This is a genomic window from Modestobacter italicus (assembly GCF_019799965.1).
In the GTDB taxonomy this organism is placed as follows: domain Bacteria; phylum Actinomycetota; class Actinomycetes; order Mycobacteriales; family Geodermatophilaceae; genus Modestobacter; species Modestobacter italicus_A.
On the sequence record NZ_JABGCJ010000001.1, the window covers coordinates 634,206 to 652,049 of the forward strand.

The window sequence follows — 17,844 nt, forward strand, 5'->3', positions numbered from 1 at the left end:
ACACGTCAGCTCCTCCCAGCGAGTGACTTCGCAAGTGCCCCTCCCACCGTGCTCCTTGACACTTTGCCGGGTAGCGATAACCTCGCGAGGCAGCCGACTGGTACCCAGATGGTCGGGCCTGCATGACCACGAGCCACGGGCCTCATCGCTCGAACGTGCTGTGGAGTGCAGCGTCAACGGGCCTCTCGCAGGGACGCCTGACGTGGCGGGCACGTGTCTGAGATCCGTAGCGTGGGGAACAGAAGGGTACTGACCTGTCCGAGACGACGACACTGAAGCCGAGGCACCGGGGCGAGTTCGCCGGAGGTTCTCTCGGGATCCCGAGCTGGGTCACAGGGGCGGTCCTCGCATTGCTCGTCATCGTGCCGACGGCCCTCGCGTACTTCGTTGGCGCGAACGGGGCTCCCGTGTATGCGGCCCGATCCGAGGTCCTCTTCGTGGCGACGTCGTCCAACTCGACTGCTGATGACCAGGCCATGGCAACCCAGGTGGCCCTGATGACGTCGCGACCCGTCGTGGCAGCCGTCTCGGAGCAGTACGACATGACGGTCGAAGAACTCACCGCCTCGGTGACGAGCGAGCGGGTCGACCGTAGCCAGATCCTCCGCCTGACCGTCGAGGACGGCGATCCGGACAGGGCGGTTGACATCGCCGAGTCCATCACCAACGCGTTCCTGGAGCGCTCGGCTGGCCGCAGTCTGCAGGCAGCGGGTGAGCTGACCTACATCACCGGCCGGATCGATGAGTTGGAGCAGCGTCTCGCGGACCTGCAATCGGGTGATCCTGATCAGCAGCTCATCGTCGAGCAGCTCATCGACCTCCAAGTCCGACTCACGGACCTGCAGTTGCCGCCCGACCCGCCGGTCGAGCTGTTGACCGCGCCTTATGAGCTGCCAGATCCCGTAGGGCCCCAGCCGATCCGGTCTGCAGCTGCCGGCGCTCTGGTGGGCATCGTCCTTGCCGCCGTCACTATGGTGTTTCTCCTGGCGAAGCGCCGGACGACCGACTGACGAGTAGCGGCTACGTGCGAGCCCAGTGGGCTGTGACCCGTTGAAACTCCTGTCTCCCGATGCACCACCCCACCGTGGTGCCGTTGTGCGCCAAGCAGGCTTGCTGACAGGCGTCCTTCTCTCCGCGGTCCTGCTCGGCGTGGCAGCGGGGCGGTGGTCCACCTACACCGTGGCGGGCGTCGTCGGGATCACAATGATCGTCGTGGTGGCGCGGTGGCCCCGATTCGCTGCGTATGCCTATCTCGCGATCGGACCTCTCGTCGTCGGCTTGGAGCGGGGCACCGCGGTGCCGTTCATACGAGTCAACGAACTGCTCCTCGGAGTGCTGTGGCTCGGGCTGCTGGCCGGCCCCGTCCGCGCCTGGGCCCTGCGGGGATTCCCTGCGATCCGTCTCCATGTCGTCGACTGGTGCGTGCTCGGGCTCGCTGTGTTCAGCTCCGTGACCGGCCTGCTGTGGATGTTCGTGAGGGCTGAGTCAATGACCCTCGATGACGCCCTGTTCGCGCTGACCCTCTGGAAGTACCTGGCCCTGTACGTCCTCGTGCGGATCACCATTCGGCGAGGCACGCATGCCCGGACGGCTCTCGTGCTGGCGCTCTCTTCCTCAGCCGTTGTCGCCGTGCTCGGGATCCTGCAGGTGCTCCAGTTCGGTCCGGTTCCGAGTCTGCTCAGCGCGTTCGTCTCTGCCGACGAACCCGAGAAGGTCGAGCAGCTCAACGCCAAGTCGACCATCGGGGGATCCATCGCCTTCGCCGACCTCATGGCCATACTCGTGGCCGTATCGCTCAGCTGGTACGTCATCGTCCGCTCCTCCCGTGTGCTCGCCGGCGCCGCCGCGGCGCTCTTCGCCATGGCAACCCTTGCGTCCGGCCAGTTCTCGGGCGTACTCGGGCTCATCACCGTGGCCATCGCAACAGGCGCCCTGCTCCGGATCCTGACTCGTCTGGCGCTCGGGTCGATTCCCCTGATCGTCGTCGCCGCCATTGCGTTGAGGCCCGCCCTCGAAGCACGACTGCTGGAACTGGACCCGAACACCGGGCTCCCTCTCCAGTGGACGGGCGACACCGGTCGTCTGGCGAACCTGCAGACCTTCATCTGGCCACGACTCGGGGAGGGGCTGAACTGGCTCCTGGGAGTCCAGACCTCCGCGCGGATCCCCGCCCCCGAGTCGTACAGGGAGTGGATCTGGATCGAGAGCGGCTACACGTGGCTGCTGTGGAACGGCGGGATCCCGCTGCTGTTGGCCTTCCTGGCCTACGTCTTCTTTGCGGGAAAGGCCTGTTGGCGCACCATCTCGTCCACCGCCCACCCCGCCTTTCGAGTAGCGGCAGTGGCCGCCATGGCCGGCTTGGTCCAGCTGTCGCTCCTGATGGTGATCGACACGCATCTGACCATGAGGGGCACCGCCGACCTGCTCTTCCCGCTCGTCGCCATGGCAGTGACCGGAGCTCTGACAGTCAACGGGTCGACCGCGAAGGGCCCGTCACGCACTTTGGTTGGCAGCAGTGCAGCTCTGCCATAGCCTCCGCGGGACCCCTCGCTCCGCTGCTTGACGCGGTCGACATGGTGGCCGCCAGCAGTCAGAGGGCGGCCCGCGCTCCGCGCCGTCAGCAGACGACCGACTCAGAACAGTCACATCCCGCGGTCACGGTCGGAAGTACGGCTGCAACTCACGGCAAATCTCGGCGAGAGTGTCCGTCGGCCACCGTTCGTCGGCGTGGACGGCAGCGCCGAGCTTGCGGAGGTTCGCCTCGTTCGTCGAACCCACCAGAAGCGTGTCACCCGGCCAGCGGTTGACGGCCACCAACACGAGCAGGTTGGCGACGTCTGTCCTGGTCCGCAACGGGAGCCCAGCCAGCGACTCGACGGAACGGACCAGCTCCGCGGACTGCAGACACTCCACCAGCGGCTCAAGGTGCCGGGACAGCAAGCCATAGCGAAGCCGCCTGACCACGGGGGCCTTCGTGCCGTCATCGATGGCGCCATCGAGCCTCAGGTCGACCGGCATCTGCACGACGACGCTGTCCGTGGCGAGACGCATTGCGCCCAGCTCAGCGACCTCTGACGGCCCCGACGCCCCGATGTGTGAGACCAGTCCCTCCTCCCGCAGTCGTCTCAGCGCCGACACCTCAGCGTCACCGAGAGCGTCCGTTGGCACCTCGTGCAGCAGGAGCACGTCCGGAGAACGGCCGATCTCCCGGACGCTCGCGGCGAGACTGTCCTCGATTTGACCGACCGACGGCGCCGCAGGGGCAGCGGTGGCGAGCGCGCTCCTGGCCTTGACCCACTGCCGCAGTCGCGGACTGGCGGTCAGCCCTCGGCGAAGGGGGCCCTGGATCCTGGCGAGCCGCTTCGCCACCCGGCTCGGAGGCAAGCCCACCTTCGTGGCGACGGTGACGTCCACACTCCTGGACGCGAGCCACCTCCCTAACAGCTCTTCGGCCCGTCCCAGGCCATAGGAGGGTGCGACGTCGAAATGACGGAAACCCGAGCTGTAGGCCGCATCCAGCACCCTCAGCTGATCCGTCCGGCCTGGCAACCTCATCACCGTGGCGAGTCCCAGTCCCAGCGGAGAGGTCGAGAAGGGACCGGTCACGCGAAGCCCCCGATGAAGCTGTCGACAGCGGCCAGCGACATGGCGCCGGCCGTGAAGGTCGGATTGGCCAGGCCCCCCGTGGGGAATACGGATGCGCCCACGACACTCAGGTTCCGTATCTGGTGATGCCTGAGCTCGGGCGTCACGACCCCCGCTGCGGGATCTGACGAAAGCCGTGCGCCGCCCATCAAGTGGTAGGTGTCGTTGACTACGGGATCCTCCAACACGCGCTTCACGCGCAATCCGGACCTCTCGAGGTCATAGGCGTCCAAGAAGGCCTCGGTGAAGACTTCCGCGGCATTGAGGTCAGCCTCCTCCGCCAACCACTTCATGCGCACGGTCCGCCCATCGACACTCAGCCGTTTGCCCTCCGTCGGCAACTGTTCGACATTCACACTGAGGTAGATCCTCGCTTCCTCCGGCACGTACCGTCGGCGACGTAGACGCGCACCGATCACTCCCCGGAGTTCGCTGGTGAGACCCGGGATGAGGGAGCCCAGACCCTTCGGGCGCTTGTCGCCGCGCTGCCGCCCTCGCAACAGTTCTCTTGCCTGGAGCAGAGGTGAGTGAGCCGGGAGTTCCGTCTCCCACTGCGCCAGCACGCCAGGTAGACGCAGAGACTCCTGCAGCTCGCGCTGCGCTGCATACCGCTTGGTGAACAAGGAGGACCCGTCGTACCGGGGAGCTTCGTGCTCCCGATAAGCATCCCAGTCCACGACCTCGAGCTCGGCTGTGCGAACAGACAGGTGGTCCATGAACCCCGTCCCGACAGCCCCACCCGCCGCCGAGCCCGCCTCGTGCAGGAGAGCGACGTTCCCGAGCGTCCCGGCAGCCAGGAAGTAGTGCTCGGCAGCGACGTCCTCGCACCCGGGACCGACCAAGCGAGTCACAGCGCCGTTCTCGACGTGGAGCGACCGGACCTGATGACCTGTCAGGACACTGACCGCCTTGGCGTTCACGAGTTCCCGCCCGAGGGTCTTGCCGAGGTTCCGCTGCCGCCAGCTGAGCCATGTGGACTCCCGAAGCTCGTAGCCAAGCCCGGAGTGCGTACTCGCCGTCGCTCCACCCGAGACAAGCGCACGCTGCGGCCTGCTCAACTCGAGGATGTCGGCCAGGCGGCCATAGTCCCGTTGCAGGTCGGCGAAGTCATAGTCCCAACCCGCCAGTCCGAGCCACGGCCGGGGTCCCAGCTCACTCGGTACCCACGGCCACAACTGCCCGCCCCACAGCTGAGTGGTGCCTCCCAATCCGAACCCGAGCGCCTCGGCAGCCCCCCGATAGCCCGGCGCCTCACGCACGTCGACGTCATAGGGGTACGGAGACAATGGGCCGCTCCCCGCCTCGAGGAGGACGACGGAAGCACCTTGGGCAGCGGCTCGAGTCGCAGCTATCAACCCCACAGCCCCGCCCCCGATGATGCAGACGTCGTAGGAGTCACGCTTCAACAGCTCTCACCCTCTCCACATGCTGCAGCCGACGGTCCACATCCACCCGGATGAGGGCGAGCGCAAGCAACCAACGACTGACTTCAGCGATCGCGATACCGATGGCGCAGCCCAAGATCCCCCCCCAGTGCCATCCGAGGACCAGCCCGCTGCCGACCATCAACAGGGACGCCAATCCGACCGTCAGGCTGCTCCGGGCCGTTCGCGCACCCGTCACCGCTACTGCAACGACCCCGTAGAGGTCGTGGAAGATGCGACCGAACAGCAACACCCACGTCAGCACGACACTGCCCTTGAAGTCCTCGCCGAACATGACCGGGATCACCAGGGGCGCCGCCGCGGCCAGGAACACTGCCCCCAACACAGAGAGCAGCGCGGTCTGCTTCTGGGCGGTCACCATGTGCTTCCTCGAGGCATGGTCATTGGAGATGGCGCTGAATGCGCTGAGGCTGATGGCGACCACCACAGTCTCAAGGAGAGCCGCGTACGAGAACGCCACCGCGAACAGCCCGAGACTCCGATCGTCGGCCAGGAAGGAGATGACGGCTTGATCAAATCCAGCGAATGACACCGCGGACAATCCGGCCACCGCTTGCGCCGGCAGTGACGACAACGGCGCCGTCGACGGGACCACTTCCGTGGACTTGACCGCGCCACGACTCACCCAGTACAGGGACACCGTCAGACAACCGGCGATCACGAACGCCCCGAGCTGGGCGGTGAGAGCCACGGTGGGGGTCAGACGACCGACTGCGAACGCGGCGACCAAGACCGCGAGATTTGCACCGTACGGCGCCAAGAGCACGACGTTGAACCGCGATGCGAGCCCCGACCCCAGGAAGGCCCCTTGCACGCAAGCGCTCACGTTGTGACCGAGTACAGCCGACACAGCGAGAAGTTGGAGAGATGGCGGTTCACCGGACAGCGCTGCCAGCACGCCCACAGCAGAGAACGGGGCGACGGTAGCGACCGATCTCGCGGCAGCGCGCCCGGACCACTGTCCTCTGGCGACGAGATGTCCGGCGCGCTGGGTCAGTCCGTATGAGGTGATGAAGGCAACGGTGACAAAGGGGGCCAGGAAACCCGCCAGTTCTCCACGCCCATCAGCGCCGAGAGCGTGCGCCAGCAGCGGGCCGCTCACGAGACCGAACAACTGGAGCAGTGCCCCGCCAGCGGCGAACCTGATCGTCTGACGCGACAGTCGTCGGACCCGGGACGCGGCCACTCGCGCGAACTTCATCGGGCCGCGCAGCGGGTGTGGTGCAGTGCTGTCGCTACATGGCGACCAGCGCGATCTGAGTGCAGGTGTGAAGGCATCGTCATGGTCCAGTCGGTCCTTCTTCGCCGACTCTGCGAACCCGTCGGCCTATGGCCGTCCGGAGATGGTCCGCGGTCAGTTCATCGACTTCACACGTGACGGCGAGATCACGCGCCTTCAAGAAGGAGGCCAGTTGCACCTGATGGTCATCTGTGTGCTCCCCGCGCCCAGCCCGTCGAGGCAGCAGGACCGGCACCCGGCCCGCCTGCAGGGCCATCAACGCCGTGCCCACCCCGGCGTGGCCGATGATGAGATGCGCCCGCGCCATCGCATCACGGAGGTCCTCGACCGGTACCAGCCTGTGGGTCTTCTGACCCATCACGACCTCGCCGTCGACCCCCGTCTGCCAGAGGATCTCCGCCGAGTCCTCCACGACACCCGACAGGACGCCAGCGACCTTGTCGATGGCGGCTCGGAACGTCCAGTCACTGCTGGTACCGAAGGTGACGACGACGCGCAGAGGTCCATCCACGGGAACCCGGCTGACTGCGGAGTCGAAGTGGAACCCGTCAAAGACGTTGCTCGAGACGGGGATCCCGCGCCCCATGTCGAATTGAGCGGCCACCACCGCGAGGTGACTGGCCCTCAGCAGCCGTCCCGTGACGCTCAAGCGGTCCTGCCGCGCGGCGCTCTCCACATAGTGGATCGGTATCCGCTCGATCCTGCAGGCGACAGCGAACGGAAGGGCGATGGCTGCGCCGGTCGTCAACACCCGACGGACGTTGTGAGCGCGGAGGATCCGCCGAGCAAGCGGAACGGCACTGACGGCGCGCGACAGGCTCTTTGCCGGGATGTACGGGAAGGAGATCGTCTCCGTCTCCCGGGGTTGCCCCGACGTACACCAGAGGAGACCGGAGCCATCCGTCACCTCGTCCGCGAACTGCTGCAACTCCATCAAGTGACCGCCGCCTGAGGCAACGGCCAGAACGGGGCCGCCACGTCGCAGCAGGTCAGCCACGTCGAGTCTTGAGTCAGCCACGAGCGGCCCGCTCGACGATCTCGATCATGCGAGCTCTGAACGCCGCGGGGGACCACTGGCTGGCGTGCGTACGTATCGAATCCGAATCCCACCGAGTCGAATCGATGTCGTCTATCGCACTCAGCACGTCGCGCTCGGTGAGTGTTTCGATGAACACCCCAGTCTTGCCCTCGACGTTGGTCTCCAGGTACCCACCTGCTCGGAGAAGAGCGACCGGCTTGCCGTGAGCCATTGCCTCGGGCGGCGTCAGTCCGAAGTCCTCATATGAGATGCCCACCAACGCCCGACAGTTGCGATAGAGCCAGCGTAGTTGCGGATCCGTGAGATCCCGGAGCACCGTGACGTTCGGCGCGGCGTCGGCCGGCTCACCGCCGACCGCAATCAGCCGGTCCTTGGGCCTTGCCGAGAGTGCCTTGATCAGCAATCCGGTGTTCTTGTAGCCGCGGGGACGCCCTACCGTCAGCAGATATCCAGGCTCGACACCTTGAGGTTGCTCTTCCGGCCCGTCCGGCTCCAATCCTCTGGGCGGATTGATCACCTGCGCTTCGCGCCCATATGTGGTCATGATGCGCCCCGCGACCACCTGCGAGTTCGCGATGTACGTGTGGACGGACCGGGCGGCTCGCCGGTCGAACCGCTCAAGGCGTCTCGCGAGCACGCTGAGGGGCAGGCGAGCACGTCGTTGGCCCGACAAGTACTCGTCCCGCTGATACAGCCATCTAGGCGGGTTGTGGCAATAGACGACCTTCACGGCCGACCCGGCTTCCAGACCGTGCGCCCAACCAGACGAACTGCAGAGCAGTACGTCGGCATCCGCGACGTGCAACGACCTGATGGCGCTGGGCAGAAACGGCAGCAACGGCCGAGGGTCCCGCCTGGCCGCAGGAACTCGGTTCAACCAGGAGGTTGTGACGTCTCGGCCGGTGAAGCCCGGGAACGTTCGCGCAGGAGCGAAGACCGTCGTGTACATCGGCGCTTGAGGGAAGGCCTTCAACAACTCAAGGGCGACCCGCTCGGCGCCGCCTTGTTGAGTGAGGTAGTCGTGGGCCAGCGCCACCTTCACGACCGAACCCCGACCCACCGATGCGGGGACGGCCGAGTCCCCACCCGATCCGACAGACACAGCTCGCACACCCGTTCCACCTGTCGCGCCCCCGTGATGCCGCTCTGCTCCATTGAGCACTGTCCCCCTGCTCGTCGTGCTGTCGACGGAGCTGGGGTCACCGCTGCCAGCTCAACTCAAGCGGCACATGCCCGTCTGCACCAGATCCGGAGCCCTGTCCGAGTGAAGTTCGTGGTGCACGTCACGTGAAGCGTGACCTCGCTACAGCAGGCGGTCAACGAATGCTGACGACGCGTGATCAGCGGTCTCGTCATGGGCGCGTCCACCCCGGTCGCGCGAAAGAGGGCTCTGACACTCAGTCGTCCTCTGGACCCAACGCTCGCCGAGGAAGCCCGACAGCCAGACCGGACAGATGCTGGCGGTCGCGTTATCGCAGTCAGCAGGCCCGCCCGATCTGCGTTCGCTCATCGGACTCCTGATCGAGACAGCGGGTCCACAGCTCATGCGATTCGTTCCGCGTGTCATTCGTGACACGCCGTGGTGCTATGGGCACGGAGTGCCATGCGAATTACGTTGCTGTGAGTCGATCGGGTGGTCGGCGGTGCGAGGGGGAAGAGTGCAGGACGCAAGATCTGGTCCAGAGACCACGGGCCGCCACCGCCGGATCGAGGTGCCGCTCACCGACACTGGGCGCCACCGGGCCGTCAGCGCCCAGCCCGCGCCCGAGCAGAACGCCGCCCCTCGTCGGCGGCACGCCGCTGACGCCGCCCCGAAGGCGCACCCGGACGCCGTCCGGCGGGCTCGGAGCCGTGCACCGCAGCGGATCCTGGCCGGCGCGGCACTGATCGCCGTCGCTCTTGCTCCGGTGCTCGCGCGCTCGAACAGCGCCCTCGGCCTACACGACGCCGTCGCCGCCGAGGTCGCCGCCCACCCCGATCACGCCACCGACACCCTCGAGGCGATCAGCCGCGGCGGGCTGATCGGCACCGCGACCTCCGCCCCCGCACGGGGCCAGCTCTCGGCCACCACCGCCCCGACGGGCCGCGAGACGTCCGCAGCCGGCACGCCGTCCGGCCGCAACACCGCGGCCAGCAGCGCAGCGAGCAGTGCCGACCCGGCGCAGTCCAGCAGTGTCGGGGGGTCCGTGACCATCGAGGCGGCGCCCGACGTCACGGAGACCGGCCCCGCGGCCGCTCCCAGCAGCACAGGCACCGGGACGATGACGCCCGCCACATTGCAGCGGACCGAGCAGGAGCAGACGTCGACAGTTCCATCACCTGACGGAAAAGCTGACGCCCCCGTCTTGTCCGACGACGACGCCCCCCTGCCGCTGCCGGTCCCCACGGGGCCAGCCCCGACGGAGACCGGCGCGCCGTCCGCCCCCGAGCCGACGACGTCCGCGCCTCAGCCGACCGAGACCGCCATGCCCACGCCCACCGAGACACCGGCGGAGACGTCCGGTGCCATCGGGGAGATCATCGACCTGGTCGGCGACCTGATCGGCGACTGAGCCACTGGCGCGGCTAAACCCAAGCACTGGCCGGTCTCCCTCGTCCGAGCGAGCAAGAGCGTTTCGGGGCTCAACTGAGTTGGTCGACGGGACGACAACCCGTTCATGCCGATCGCCGCCAACTCGGTCGCCCACGAGGTTCTGCCGCAGCTCGACCTCCAGGCCACCAGCGCCATCTCCCTCCTGCCGACCCGCGCGACCCTGATCGACCGCCTCGCCGAGCGGACACCGATTTCCGACGTCGCCCCGACCGCGCTGGTGCTCGTCGGGCTGCTGCGCCGCGACAACGGCTGGCCCACGCCTGGTGCCCACCTCGACCGGGTTGCGGCTGCACTCTCGGCCAACGTGCGGGGCGGTGACTGGCTGGCCCGTTCCGGCCCAAGCGAGTTCGCCGTGGTGCTCGACAGTCCCGCGCACCACGCTGAGACGGCGGCCAACCGCCTGCTGCAGGTCGTCGCCGACGCCGGCGTTCCCGGACTCACCGCCTGCGCGGGCATCGCCGGGCTCTCCCCCGACGCCGCACCCACCGAGGTGCACCGCCGGGCCACCCTCTGCCTCACCGCCGCCCGCAGCGTGGGCGGCGGCCGGGTCATCCGCTACAGCGGCGCCCGTCACTGACCGGCCCCGCCGCAGCGGCGCGGAGGGCCCCCGGCCGATCGGCTGAACTCCCCCCAGTCCTGCCCCGTGCCGCCGTGTCCCGGCGGTACGGGGCAGCTCCACGTCCCCAGTGCGCACGCCGCGGGATCGGCGGTCAGGCTGCGTAGATCAGGACCGTGGTCCCGAAGATGTCCCCATCGGTCGACGAGGCCTCCTCGACCGTGATGCGCACGGACTCCACCGTCCGGGCCAGGAAGGTCGCCGTGAGCTCCCCGGTGGGCGTCGGGAACAGCGGGACGACCACCACGGAGCCGTCCGAGAGGGTCAGCGTAACCTCGGTGGCTCCGCCGAACGATCCCGTCGGGTCGCGGAAGACCAGCCGGCCGACCTGCACCGGGGTCGGCCAGGTGAACTCGGCCCATGACCCGACGGTCTGGCCGGGCGTGCCGTCCGCGATCCAGGCGCTCGAGGCCAGCTCAGGTCCTGTCGGCGCCGTGGTGGGCTCCGCCGTCACCGTGGCCACCTCGGCCGGGTCCGTCGGCTCCACCGGGTCCGTCGGCTCCACCGGGTCCGTCGGCTCCACCGGGTCGGTCGGCTCTACCGGGTCGGTCGGGTCCGTCGGCTCCACCGGGTCCGTCGGCTCCACCGGGTCCGTCGGCTCCACCGGGTCCGTCGGCTCTACCGGCTCCGTCGGGTCAGTCGGCTCGACCGGCTCCGTCGGGTCGCTCGGCTCGGTCGTTGTGCCACCCGACCAGACCTGGATCTCGGCGAGCCCGACGTTGCTGGTCTCCTCGCTGACCCCGGTGATCGCCAGCCGCAGACTCGTCGTCGTCCGGCTGGCGAAGGTCAACTGCGTCCCCGCACCGGCATCGTCCAACGCCGGCACGGCGACCGTCGAACCATCCGAGAACGTCAGGGTCCCCGCCGTCACCTGATCACTGCCGTTGGGACGGTCGTTGAGCACCACCCGGTTCACCGTCACCGGCTCAGCCCAGGTCAGCTCCAACCAACTACCGGCGCCACCACCCTGCGTCGCCCACTCAGCCGTGTGGTCACCCGGGTAACCGTCCACCACACCATCGACGGCCTTCACCGCCGTCTGCCCGTCATTCGGGTTCTCCGACGACGCGACCACCGACGCCCCACCCGCGACGTTAACCACCGGCGTCACCGGCTCCACCGGCTCCACCGGCTCAGACGGGTCCGTCGGCTCAGTCGGGTCGGTGGGCCCCGTCGGGTCGGCCGGGTCCACGGGATCGGTCTCCGCGCCGGTGGTCCACACCTGGATCTCGGCAAGCCCGACGTTGTTGGTCGCTGCGCTGACCCCGGTGATGGTCAGCCGCAGACTCGTCGTCGTCCGGCTGGCGAAGGTCAACTGCGTCCCCGCACCGGCATCGTCCAACGCCGGCACGGCGACCGTCGAACCATCCGAGAACGTCAGGGTCCCCGCCGTCACCTGATCACTGCCGTTGGGACGGTCGTTGAGCACCACCCGGTTCACCGTCACCGGCTCAGCCCAGGTCAGCTCCAACCAACTACCGGCGCCACCACCCTGCGTCGCCCACTCAGCCGTGTGGTCACCCGGGTAACCGTCCACCACACCATCGACGGCCTTCACCGCCGTCTGCCCGTCATTCGGGTTCTCCGACGACGCGACCACCGACGCCCCACCCGCGACGTTAACCACCGGCGTCACCGGCTCCACCGGCTCAGACGGGTCCGTCGGATCCGTCGGATCCGTCGGCTCGACCGGGGTCGAGCCCGGCGTCCATGCCTCCAGCTCCGCGAGGCCGACGTTGCCGGTCGTCGCACTGACGCTGGCCACGCTGAACCGCACGCTCGTCGTCGTGCGCGGGCTGAACGCCACCGTCACGGCGCCGCCGGCGTCGTCGAGCGCCGGAACGGACACGGTCGACCCGTCGGAGAAGGTGAGCGTGCCCCCGGTGACCCGGTCCCCGGTGTTGGGCCGGTCGTACAGGACGACGGTGTCCAGCTGCACCGCCTCCAGCCAGCTGAGCTGCAGCCAGCTGCCGGCGCCACCACCCTGCGTCGCCCACTCAGCCGTGTGGTCGCCCGGGTAGCCGTCGATCACGCCGTCGACCGCCTTCTTCGCGGTCTGCCCGGTCGAGGTGTTCTGCGAGGAGGCGGTCACCGTCGCCGCCGCGGCGAGGTTCCCGTCCGTGATCGGCGCCGGCGGGGTGTACATGTCGGTGGACAGGTGCTGGCGGGGCAGCCAGGTGCCCTCGGCCCGCACTGAGCAGTCGCTCAGGGTCCGGCACATTTGCGAGTCGTAGGGGGCGTAGGCGAGGAAGGCGTCCTGCTTGGCGCTGAGCGCTGCCCCGGAGACGTTCTCCTCGAGCTGGGCGCTCGGGTAGCCCAGATACCCCTGCACCGGCACGGTCGGTGCGTGGGTGTTGCGCGCCTGCACCGTCAGCCGGGCCACCGTGTAGTGGTCGCTGTGGTCACCGTCGCCGTAGTCACCGAGCTCGTCGAGCGTGCGGATCTCGGTGGCCCCGCTCGAGGTGATGAGCGCGCCGATGGTGTCGACCACCTCGGTGGTCGTGTAGCTCTGGATCGGGTCGTCGACCGTCGTCAGCGACGCGATCTCGCCCGCGTAGAGCTGCTGGAGGCTGGTGAACCCGGAGGTGGTGGTGCCGCTGCCGTCCATGTTGCCGTCGGGCAGGCGCAGGAAGACCAGCGAGATCTGCGGCGCCGCGGCCAGCGTCGACCGGGTGACGACCTTGCCCGCGACCGTGACGGCCGTGGTGGTCCACTCGTTCGGGGTGCCCGCCATCGTGGCGTAGGCGGCACGGACACCGGCTTCCCGGCTGCGCGAGTAGGTGGTCCCCCGCCCACCGTCGCCCGAGGTGACGTAGACCGTGCTCACGCACCCGCCACCGGCGACGTCCGCCTGCACGGCGGGGTTCTGGAAGAACAGGTCGTCGTCCGGGTGCGCGATGACGCTGATGCTGCAGCCGATGGCGGCTGATGCGGCGGGTGCGGCCACACCGGTCATCCCCAGCACGGTCAGCAGGCTGAGCAGGCCCAGAGCGGTGGCACGCCGCAGCAGCCGACCCCCGGAGGCCGCGGCTCGCGGTCCGGGACCGGACGTCGTCGTGCTGGTCGGTGCTGTGGTCACAGTGGTTCCTCCATCGCCGGCGCCGGATCGGCGGCCGTGACGGACCGTAAGGGAACTCGAGTCGATCACGGGCAACAGCCAGCCGATCGGGTGACAGCACCGGGCTCGCTGACGTCACATCGGGTGCACGGCGTGACCGCCGCGCACGAGCAGAGCACCCGTCCGGTGGTGCCGGTGGAGGCATGTCCACCGCCTGAGCCGACGGCGGCGAGCGACCCGGCGGTGGCCATCGGCTGGCGAGTCGAGGAAGCCCTGGCGCAGGGTCGTCCGAGCCCGGTCGACCAGGACCACGGCCTACGGCGCGGCAATGACCTCCGTGCCCCTTGCCTGACTGTGAGTGACGAGGCGTCCACTCGGGCGGGTGAAAAACGGCCCGAGCGGTTCCACCCATCCGTCACTGTCGGTAGGAATGGCGGCAGAGCGCGACGGAGAGTGATGGTCGCCGGGCTCGCTGCCAGATCGGAGCAGCTCGTTCTGGTGAGCGAGCCGTTCCCACAGCCAGCACGTCAAGCAGAGCACGGGTGAGCGTTGACCCGCCGGGCGCACATTGGTCGCCACAGCCCGGCGGAGAGCAGAGGCGAAACCGGACCCGTCCCCCTCGAGAGGACAGATCCATGCCCCGCCGCACCACCACCGCCCTGTTCACCACCACCCCCGCCAACCCCCGGGTCAGCGTGGTCATCCCCACCTACAACGAGGCCAAGAACCTCCCCCACGTCTTCGCCCTGCTCCCCGCCGACATCCACGAGGTCATCGTCGTCGACGGCTGCAGCATCGACGACACCATCGACGTCGCCCGCACCCTCCGCCCCGACGTCAAGATCGTCCTGCAGAACCGGCGCGGCAAGGGCAACGCCATGGCCTGCGGCTTCGCCGCCGTCACCGGCGACATCATCGTCATGCTCGACGCCGACGGCTCCGCCGACCCCCGCGAGATCCCCGACTACGTCGCCGCCCTCACCAACGGCGCCGACTTCGCCAAGGGCACCCGCTTCGCCAACGGCGGCGGCAGCTCCGACATCACCCGCATCCGCGCCTGGGGCAACCGCTGGCTCAACCGCGCCGCCAACCTCCTCTTCGGCACCCGCTACACCGACCTGTGCTATGGCTACAACGCCTTCTGGACCCGCTGCCTCGACGTCCTCGCCCTCGACGCCGGCGACCGCACCACCCAGCACAAGCTCTGGGGCGACGGCTTCGAGATCGAGACCATCATCAACACCCGCGTCGCCAAGGCCGGCCTCCACATCGTCGAGGTCCCCAGCTACGAGTACGACCGCCGCTTCGGCACCAGCAACCTCAACACCTGGCGCGACGGCCTCCGCGTCCTGCGCGCCCTGCTCATCGAACGCCTCAACGGCACCGGCGCCACCCAGGCCGCCGCCATCCGCCGCATGCCCCCCGCCGCCCTCCCCACCCACGCGGCTGGGGCGTCCGACGACGTGGCACCGCTCCCCGCGGCGGCACCCGCCCCGGCGTACCAGGTGGCAGGCAACGTCGTCCGCCCGGAGACCGTGCTCGCCCAGAGCCACAGCGCCTGACCTGATGGGCGGCCGGCACCGGAGCAGCGCCCTCGGCGAGGGTGCGGTGCCGCGCCGCCCCGGCAGCTCGAGCGCCTGGGTCCCGTCCGCCGTGCTGGTGCTGACCGCCCTCCTGCTCGTGCCGGTCCTCGACCGGGTGCGGACCGAGTGGGCGTGGCCGACCGTGGTGGTCGGCGCACTCGACGAGCCGGCCCACCTGCTCACCGCCGTGCTGCTGGTCGGCGCACTCAGCCGGTGGCTGAGCGGTCGCGTCGTCGGCTGGGCGCTCGTCGGGTCGGTCGCCCTCGACCTGGACCACCTGCCGCTCTACCTGGGCTGGGAGGCGATCGCCTCACCCGGCGGCCGCCCGGTGACGCACTCGCTCGCCACCGTGCTGCTGCTGGTCGCCGCGGCGAGCCTGCCGGCGCTCCGGTCGGCCGGTCTCGGCCTGGCGCTGGGGATCGGCACCCACCTCGTCCGCGACCTGGCCACCGGTCCGGGCGTGCCCCTCGGCTGGCCGGCCTCCGCGCAGAGCCTGACGATGCCCTACCCGCTGTACCTGCTGGTGCTCGTGGGTGCCGCGCTGGTCGCGCTGCACGCCGGCCAGCGGCCGGACCAGGTCAGCGACCCAGCCCCCGGAGACGGGCCAGCAGCGGACGGTGGAACCGGGCGCAGCCGCACAGCGCGCAGTCGGACCCAGGACGGTAGTGCTGGTGCGCCTGCCGGGCATGGCCACACCCACACGTCTTCCCCGCAGCAGCCGGCACGCGACCAGTCTCCCCGGCGCTCGACGGGCCCGGCAAGCGACGCTCCGGCCGGGGCGTGAGGTCATGACGGCCCCCGACCAGCACGAGGTGACCGGCCGACCGGCCGATCCGCACGTCCGGGGGGAGTTCCACGCGCACGACCTCCGAGGTCACGGGCCAACGGACGACGTCGGCCGACCGCCGGCAGAACCTACCCTCGGAGCTGCACGCACGCCGCAGGAGGCCCGGGCCGGCCGCGGGGCCAGGGGCCTGGCCGCCGTCATCGCCTGCCTCACGCTGCTCGGAGGGGTCATCGTCATCCGCCACTCCTCCGACGGACCGGTGCACGACCTCCCCGGCTGGGACCTCGTGCTGGTCCAGGACTTCGACACCGACGCCGAGCTGGGCGACTTCGCCACCAGGTACCCCGGCTGGGCCGGCTACGACGGGGCGACCGACACCTCCCGGGACCTCGGACGTCCCAGCGGCACCCGCGGCCGGTACGACAGCCGCACGACCACCACCGTCGCCGACGGGGTGCTCGACGTCCACGTGCACACCCGCGACGGGACGCCGCAGGTCATGGCGCTGACGCCGACCGCCGACGGCGACGGCAACTGGTGGGACGGCCGGCTGCACGGCCGCTGGTCCGTGCGGTTCCGCGCCGACCGCGTACCCGGCTACAAGGTCGCATGGCTGCTGTGGCCGACCAGCGACGACTGGACCGAGGGCGAGGTCGACTTCCCGGAGGGCGACCTCGGGGAGACCATCGACGGCAACGCCCACGACGTCACAGGCGATCCGGCGGAGAACGCCTGGTCCATCGAGACCGGCACGTCCATGCAGGAGTGGCACACGGCGACCATCGAGTGGACGCCCGGCCGCCTCACCTTCCTGCTCGACGACCGCGAGTGGACGACCACCGACCCCCGCGCGGTCCCCGTGGACCCGATGCGGTGGGTGCTGCAGACCGAGACCCAGCTCAGCGACCTGCCACCCGACCCGGACGCCGCCGGGCACGTGCAGATCGACTGGGTCGCCGTCTGGGCGCCGGCCTGAGCGGACCGGGTCAGCCCGCGAGGCCGCCGAACCAGTCGGCCAGGTCGTCGGGCTGGAAGCAGGAGGGGTCGATGTGCCCGCCCTCGCAGGCCACGACGCTGACGTCGGCGACCTCCTGGAGCCGGGACACCAGCGGGTCGGCGTTCTGCGCGGAGACGACGAGCTCGTCCTCGGCGGCCAGGTAGAAGCGCATCGAGGTGCCCGCGAACGCCTCCGCCGGCAGCTCGGCCGGGTTCTCGGTCCCGGTCGGCAGCCGGCCCCCCCAAGCCCGGCGCACCGGCGTCTCGTAGTCCGTCCCGACGATGACGTCGAGGTCGACGAGCGGGGAGATGGCCGCCATGCCCAACAGCCCGGGGATGCGGTCACCGGCCAACAGCTGCAGGCCCGCCACCCCGCCCATCGACTCGGCGAGCAGGAACGTCCGTGTCGTGCCGTACCGCCGGGTCAGCTCGGCCGCGAGGTCCACGTAGTCCTGCTGGGACGCCGCGTTGCCGAACGCGTCCAGGTGGGCGTCGCTGGCCGCCACCACGTACCCGTCGGAGGTGAGGCGCGCGGTCACCCGGGCCTGGTCGTCGCCGGCCTGGAGCGAGCCGGCGTCCTCGCCCGCACCGTGGACGTAGAGCACCAGACCGCTCAGCTCCTCGACGTCCGGGACCACCGCGACCGCCGGCTGACCGCCCACGGTCAACTCGACCACCTCCGGCGCCGCCGGCTGCACGGGCGGCGAGGCCGCCGGGTCGCCGACCCCGCACCCGGACGCGCCCAGGACGGCGACCAGGACACCGACCGCAGCCCGACGGCGGGTCCGGCGGGGGGCAGCGCTCAACGTGGTCCTCACGCAGCGAGGTTAGGTCGCCCGGCG

14 protein-coding genes are annotated in these 17,844 nt (G+C 69.6%); 7 read left to right on the plus strand and 7 right to left on the minus strand.

The window, feature by feature from the left end:
• Positions 1–437: 437 nt before the first annotated feature.
• Both HLA93_RS03150 and HLA93_RS03155 read left to right on the plus strand, forming a co-directional pair.
• Positions 438–1,010: a hypothetical protein gene (locus HLA93_RS03150; protein ID WP_222192792.1), complete on the plus strand. Its 573-nt coding sequence runs from the start codon at positions 438–440 to the stop codon at positions 1,008–1,010.
• Between the two features lie 169 nt (positions 1,011–1,179).
• On the plus strand, positions 1,180–2,532 hold the full coding sequence (locus tag HLA93_RS03155) for a hypothetical protein (protein ID WP_222192793.1): 1,353 nt from the start codon (positions 1,180–1,182) through the stop codon (positions 2,530–2,532).
• A 123-nt stretch (positions 2,533–2,655) separates the two neighbouring features.
• Here the strand turns inward: HLA93_RS03155 and HLA93_RS03160 are convergent, their stop codons facing one another.
• The 5 genes from HLA93_RS03160 to HLA93_RS03180 all read right to left on the minus strand — a co-directional run bounded on the left by HLA93_RS03160 (position 2,656) and on the right by HLA93_RS03180 (position 8,411).
• A complete protein-coding gene (locus HLA93_RS03160) occupies positions 2,656–3,606 on the minus strand; it encodes an aldo/keto reductase (protein WP_222192794.1) in 951 nt (316 codons plus the stop codon).
• Positions 3,603–5,051 carry a GMC oxidoreductase gene (locus tag HLA93_RS03165; protein ID WP_222192795.1) on the minus strand — a complete coding sequence of 483 codons (1,449 nt, stop codon included), beginning with the start codon at positions 5,049–5,051 and terminating at the stop codon, positions 3,603–3,605. The genes HLA93_RS03160 and HLA93_RS03165 overlap by 4 nt, the downstream gene beginning before the upstream one ends.
• Positions 5,041–6,192, minus strand: a complete 1,152-nt coding sequence (locus tag HLA93_RS03170) for a lipopolysaccharide biosynthesis protein (protein ID WP_222192796.1) — start codon at positions 6,190–6,192, stop codon at positions 5,041–5,043. Before HLA93_RS03170 ends, HLA93_RS03165 begins: the two co-directional genes overlap by 11 nt.
• A gap of 178 nt (positions 6,193–6,370) precedes the next feature.
• A complete protein-coding gene (locus HLA93_RS03175) occupies positions 6,371–7,327 on the minus strand; it encodes a glycosyltransferase (protein WP_222192797.1) in 957 nt (318 codons plus the stop codon).
• Positions 7,328–7,340: 13 nt separating this feature from the next.
• The gene (locus HLA93_RS03180) at positions 7,341–8,411 is read right to left on the minus strand and encodes a glycosyltransferase (protein ID WP_222192798.1); all 1,071 of its coding nucleotides are present in this window, start codon (positions 8,409–8,411) and stop codon (positions 7,341–7,343) included.
• A 670-nt stretch (positions 8,412–9,081) separates the two neighbouring features.
• On the opposite strand from HLA93_RS03180, the gene HLA93_RS03185 reads away from it, so the two are divergent.
• The gene (locus HLA93_RS03185) at positions 9,082–9,921 is read left to right on the plus strand and encodes a hypothetical protein (RefSeq protein WP_222192799.1); all 840 of its coding nucleotides are present in this window, start codon (positions 9,082–9,084) and stop codon (positions 9,919–9,921) included.
• Positions 9,922–10,026: 105 nt separating this feature from the next.
• On the plus strand, positions 10,027–10,539 hold the full coding sequence (locus HLA93_RS03190) for a diguanylate cyclase domain-containing protein (RefSeq protein WP_222192800.1): 513 nt from the start codon (positions 10,027–10,029) through the stop codon (positions 10,537–10,539).
• 133 nt (positions 10,540–10,672) lie between these two features.
• Here HLA93_RS03190 and HLA93_RS21380 read toward each other — a convergent pair whose 3' ends face one another.
• Positions 10,673–13,657, minus strand: a complete 2,985-nt coding sequence (locus HLA93_RS21380) for a DUF7402 domain-containing protein (protein WP_222192801.1) — start codon at positions 13,655–13,657, stop codon at positions 10,673–10,675.
• Between the two features lie 614 nt (positions 13,658–14,271).
• On the opposite strand from HLA93_RS21380, the gene HLA93_RS03200 reads away from it, so the two are divergent.
• The 3 genes from HLA93_RS03200 to HLA93_RS03210 are packed head-to-tail and all read left to right on the plus strand — an operon-like array spanning position 14,272 to position 16,982.
• Entirely contained in the window at positions 14,272–15,198 is a 927-nt protein-coding gene (locus HLA93_RS03200) for a glycosyltransferase family 2 protein (protein WP_222192802.1), read from the plus strand.
• Between the two features lie 4 nt (positions 15,199–15,202).
• A complete protein-coding gene (locus HLA93_RS03205) occupies positions 15,203–16,003 on the plus strand; it encodes a metal-dependent hydrolase (protein WP_222192803.1) in 801 nt (266 codons plus the stop codon).
• Between the two features lie 4 nt (positions 16,004–16,007).
• Positions 16,008–16,982, plus strand: coding sequence for a glycoside hydrolase family 16 protein (locus tag HLA93_RS03210; protein ID WP_222192804.1), 975 nt, complete (start codon positions 16,008–16,010; stop codon positions 16,980–16,982).
• A 10-nt stretch (positions 16,983–16,992) separates the two neighbouring features.
• On the opposite strand, the gene HLA93_RS03215 is transcribed toward HLA93_RS03210, so the two are convergent.
• A complete protein-coding gene (locus HLA93_RS03215; RefSeq protein ID WP_222192805.1) occupies positions 16,993–17,820 on the minus strand; it encodes a lysophospholipase in 828 nt (275 codons plus the stop codon).
• Positions 17,821–17,844: the final 24 nt, after the last annotated feature.